Source organism: Paenibacillus sp. 01T422, from assembly GCF_056398785.1.
In genome coordinates this window covers 1-4,610 of record NZ_JBFTQB010000976.1, presented here as the reverse complement: position 1 = coordinate 4,610, position 4,610 = coordinate 1, and the positions used below count along the sequence as shown (strand labels likewise).

Genomic DNA, 4,610 nt, shown 5'->3' with positions numbered 1-4,610 from the left:
CTTCAGGATAATCTTTTGCTGCAACTTCTCGTATGTTAATTTCCATACCCTACCTCCTGATATTAAAAGTTAGTAAAACCAGGGAGCCTCTACGCGCGCTGAACTGACCCTGATCATTGAACTATTGTTTTAGGTTAGTTAAACGGTCAACTGTTATCTGGCATTAACATTATGTTCTTCGCGAAGCAAGCAGGGCATGAAATTATTCCTTCAATCTTTTTTTCATACATTATGGGGACATCTTGAACCATAAGAAAATGATTATCGCACTTTGGACAAGACACTTTATCGGTTGAATTTGAAGCGAGTATCTTTCCAGCTTCAATCCACTTCGGAGTACTTTTCTTTTTCCAAAAAGGGATATACATCGGCTGTATTCTTTCAATTTTTTTAAGCTGTTGATTTAAATCCCAACATTTAGGTTTAGATTTTTCATAAAACCACGTCGCTCCAGTGCTCATCCATTCATTTCTGTAACTCTCGAATGTGTGACCATCGTAGATGTCATCAAATCCAAATTCAAAACCGCAACAATGACAAATTTCATATGATTCATTACCATCTGCATCATAGGGTGCTTGTTGTAGCTCATCATAACCGCAAACAGGGCATATAACATCTCTGAAATTGATCCCAAAAATAATAAAAGCCGCGATTTGCGCGGCCCTGAATAGATACTGTTTTTATCACCTAGCACCCGCTCAAGCATCAATACTCTATTTGAGGACCATATACCATAGTCCAGATTGGATCCAGAGCATCATTGTACACATTAGACGGCGGTGATGCGAACCAGCCTAATATTTTCAAATTAATCCTATCCTGATTAACAGCATCCTCTTTATTAAATCGATAGGGTTTATCAGGGACGAAGAAATAGTCTCCAATTACTTCCTTCCCTTGGGAAAGGATGTGTATATGCATTCCGCCCATTCTAGATTTTGTTGTTAAGCAATGTTGTTGTTTTCGCGGTGGTAGCCTCATTTTGTGATCTATTGAAGTTACGATTTACGTTGAATTACGCAAATATAGAAATCAATTCTTGTAACGAATTTATGATGTAATCTGGCGAATAATTTTCTGGCAATGATCTATTTTTCCGATTAATCCAAGCAACCTTAATTCCTGCGTTGTGGGCACCTGCAACATCACTGGAAAGAGAGTCACCAACATGTAGAACCTCTAAGGGGCTAAGATTATATGCTGCTAGGGCTCCCTGAAACATCTCAGGTCTTGGCTTATAAGATTTTACGTCTTCACTAGTAATAACGTTTTCTAATGCTAATCCGTTATGTTTAATAGCTGATTGAATATCTTTTCGGTCAATGTTTGAGAGGATTATTTTCGGGATACTGATACTCCTCAAAAATACATTTGTGTCCTCAAAAAGTTGAGGAGTTTGCCAGTGATCAAATAAAATTTCGCTAAGTTCTCTTGGATTTTCAGATGAATTGTAAAAAGAAATTGTATCCTCTAGGGAACGTAGTTCGATTTCACGTTGAGTTCTAAAGTTATCGCCAAAAGATGAGTAAAACGTATTAGAAAAAGAATTCCACCAATATCTTCCGATTTCTCTGGTAGTAGTTTGAGTTGAAGTCGATTTTAAGATTTTTTTGCATATTTCCTCAATAAACACATCATCTTCGTGCACGAGTGTACCGTAGAAATCAAGAAACACAGCTTTATACATTAAATCAAAACACCTCTTCCCCACATCTCTTTACCACTTTACCATGGTAACGCATTATAGTTAATTTGTATATAACTAATCTCCTATTCGTTTAGCAAACATCTCTCAAATTGATCCAAAAAATAATAAAAGCCGCGATTTGCGCGGCCCTGAATAAATACTGTTCTTATCACCTAGCATCCGCTCAAGCATCAATACTCTATTGGAGGGCTATATACCATAGTCCAGATTGGGTCCAGAGCATCATTGTACACATTGCCCATCCAGGGTGTGCCGCAAATGTGCAGATAGGCGTATGGAGTACCATCGAACATCACCCAGGCACCTGCATCTCTAATTGTATTAGGCAGTCCGCCCTGTTTGGCATCAAAAGGCCACACGATCATCCAGTGGGGACCAATCGGAATGGCCGGGCTTGTTTTATCAAAAGGATCGGTGTTACTGCCGTCTCCATCCATTTCTGCAACTGTTGCATCTTTGGTAATAATCCGAGGGCCTGATAACATCGCTCTCGCAATCTTAACACCGAGGGTCTGCTCTTGCTTTGATGCAGAGACTGGCTGATGAGACGGCATCATTGCAATTGCACTGTTACTGTAGGAGCCAGAGGCCCCTTCTTGATTTACAGAACCAGGGTTGATTCTACTTTCATTATTACTTGAAATATTAACAGGAGGATCGATTGGGGATTTTCCATTCCTAGTTGCTTCGGTTTGAGATCCCACCGAAGAGCGATCTGTCCTCGCTTTTTTTGGCGTTGATTTTCTTTTTGCCATAAACTTCTTCCTCCCTTTATTTACACTCTTATATAAAGGTCATATCGCACGCAAGCAGGATAGAATCCCGACTCCTCCACAAAAATATATTTCAGACGTCTTGTATTAATGATAAATATTTCAGTCACATCCTTATTTTCAACCGCACATTCCTGTTTGCCAACTGATTCGGATCTTCACCACAACTTCTGAACCATTTCTTAGTAGAATATACTAGACGATTGAAAATTTCATCCAAAAGGAGACCGACGTATGTGGAGAAAAGCAACTCTCATCGCGGCAGTAAGCGCTGCAATCCCGTTTTTGCTGTTGACCTCAGGCGCTAGCGCATCGGAATATGCAGATACGCCGACGCAACCGGCAGACGGCATTTTCATCCCCAAGACACTTACGTTCGTAGAAAACATGCCTTACTACGTCATTCCGAACACGTTCAAAAACGAGCCGGAAGGCACTTTCTCCCCTCAAACGGTCAAAGTCATCGAAGCGGAGTCGCATTGGTCAGGGGCTTATAATTGGTGGAAAATACAGACCGATGTCGGCCCGCAGGACGTTACGGTCGTCGGCGCGGAGAAGAATTGGTTCCGGCAAGCGGAACCCGACTACAATCCGATGCACTGGCTCAAAATTCACACTACGTGGCTCGGGGATCAATGGATTCACCTGCATCTCGATGAAATCGGCACGTATTCAGAGACGAACAATTGGGCGTTTTATCCAGGCGTTAACTATCAGAATTCACCCTTTCTGCACGTGATTACGGAGCAGAGCGATGGATTGCTGACGAACCTGTTCGTACGGCAAACCGGCCAGTTCCGTTCTCTACTCGGCAACTCTTACAGCTTCGAGATGGAGCAAGGTACGAAGTGGGCATACGGCCCTGGCATGCCGATTCAGGCTAGCCAGCAGACCATTAAGAGAACGAAACCCTACGTCTTGTTCAAGTATCCTTATGCCTATTCCGATATTATCTCGGAGTTTCCAGCCGAAGCTTTGAACGTCATTGAAACGACGGTGAATGACGACGGCTTCATGACCCATGAAGACTGGTACCATGTGCGGAACGAACAAGCCGAGGGCTGGTTCAGCCCCTCCTATGCCGAGCCGGAAGAGACGTCTGACGATACAGCAGCGATCGTACTTCATAACGGTGCGACGCCCATCATGCGTTTTCCGAACAGCGGCATTCCGCTGAAAAACGGGCAGATTGGACCACAAACCTTGCAGCCATTGGCTGCTTGGAGCGCTCCGGACGGGACGCGATGGTACAAAATCAGCTCCTTCGTCGGCGAAGGCTGGGTGGAACTTCAGCCCTTTGAAGATAGTATCGTGCTGAAGGGCCGCGAGAACGATGCGCAGATTCGCTCAGCGACACGGTATCAAGGCGCCTTTTATCACAATGATGCGGGGATATTTACGTTCGGCACCGACACCATTGGTCATTTGCAGAATGGCGAGCCGCAGCTCAGCGCGGACTTTTTGGCGAAACAGTACCTGTTCAAGCTGACCGGTCCCGATGCAAATGGCTGGTGGTTATTCATGGATACAGCGGGGTACGGGTTCCAGCTCAAGGCTGGGGAGCATAAGGCGGAGACCTTCTGGCACGACACGCCAGTCGGAGAAGTAAAGCTTGCAGCTGCGCCAGCTTTTCGGCGCTTCCACGATTTATAACGACAAGGTCATTTTTGGCGAAAAGCACGTCGTTTTAAGTTCCCGCGAATATGAGATCGGCAGTTTCACCCTGCCTTCGGCGGTCGACGGGAATTCCTTGCCTCTCTCTGGTCTGCTGTACGGGAACACATATATGGAAGCGGGAACGCAGTCCCCTGAGATGACAATCCTCGTGAGACGGAGCGATGCCGCTCCAGACGTTCCAGTTGAAAGCTACAAAGCAACAATAAATCGCCTTTACGGGCTCGGTATGAACGTAGACGTCTTTGACGTGAGGCTTGACGCCCCGCTACTGCCAGGAAGCAATCCCATGACGCTTGAAATCAAGGTCGGGGATCGCATCATCTATAAGAAAAACTGGAAAGTAACAGCTCCTGCTGCCAAGTAAAACATCAAAAAGATCGTATCCGGCATCGTCGGTTACGATCTTTTTTTCGTTCAAGCTATTTCAACTGCTTCACAATCTTCATTAA

Annotated in this window: 4 protein-coding genes; 2 read left to right on the top strand and 2 right to left on the bottom strand. The window is 44.6% G+C overall.

All coding sequences use genetic code 11. From position 1 onward, the window contains the following. Window positions 1-1,018 precede the first annotated feature (1,018 nt). Together AC1DUA_RS34335 and AC1DUA_RS34330 are read right to left on the bottom strand one after the other, a co-directional pair. Window positions 1,019-1,690, bottom strand: coding sequence for an HAD family hydrolase (locus AC1DUA_RS34335; protein ID WP_477504002.1), 672 nt, complete (start codon window positions 1,688-1,690; stop codon window positions 1,019-1,021). 191 nt (window positions 1,691-1,881) lie between these two features. Next, window positions 1,882-2,466: a hypothetical protein gene (locus tag AC1DUA_RS34330; RefSeq protein WP_477504001.1), complete on the bottom strand. Its 585-nt coding sequence runs from the start codon at window positions 2,464-2,466 to the stop codon at window positions 1,882-1,884. A 252-nt stretch (window positions 2,467-2,718) separates the two neighbouring features. Here AC1DUA_RS34330 and AC1DUA_RS34325 point away from each other — a divergent pair, with 252 nt between their 5' ends. Continuing rightward, a complete protein-coding gene (locus AC1DUA_RS34325) occupies window positions 2,719-4,137 on the top strand; it encodes a hypothetical protein (RefSeq protein WP_477504000.1) in 1,419 nt (472 codons plus the stop codon). Then, window positions 4,097-4,525 (top strand): hypothetical protein, encoded by a 429-nt coding sequence (locus tag AC1DUA_RS34320; RefSeq protein ID WP_477503999.1) that lies wholly within the window; start codon window positions 4,097-4,099, stop codon window positions 4,523-4,525. Before AC1DUA_RS34325 ends, AC1DUA_RS34320 begins: the two co-directional genes overlap by 41 nt. Window positions 4,526-4,610 lie beyond the last annotated feature (85 nt).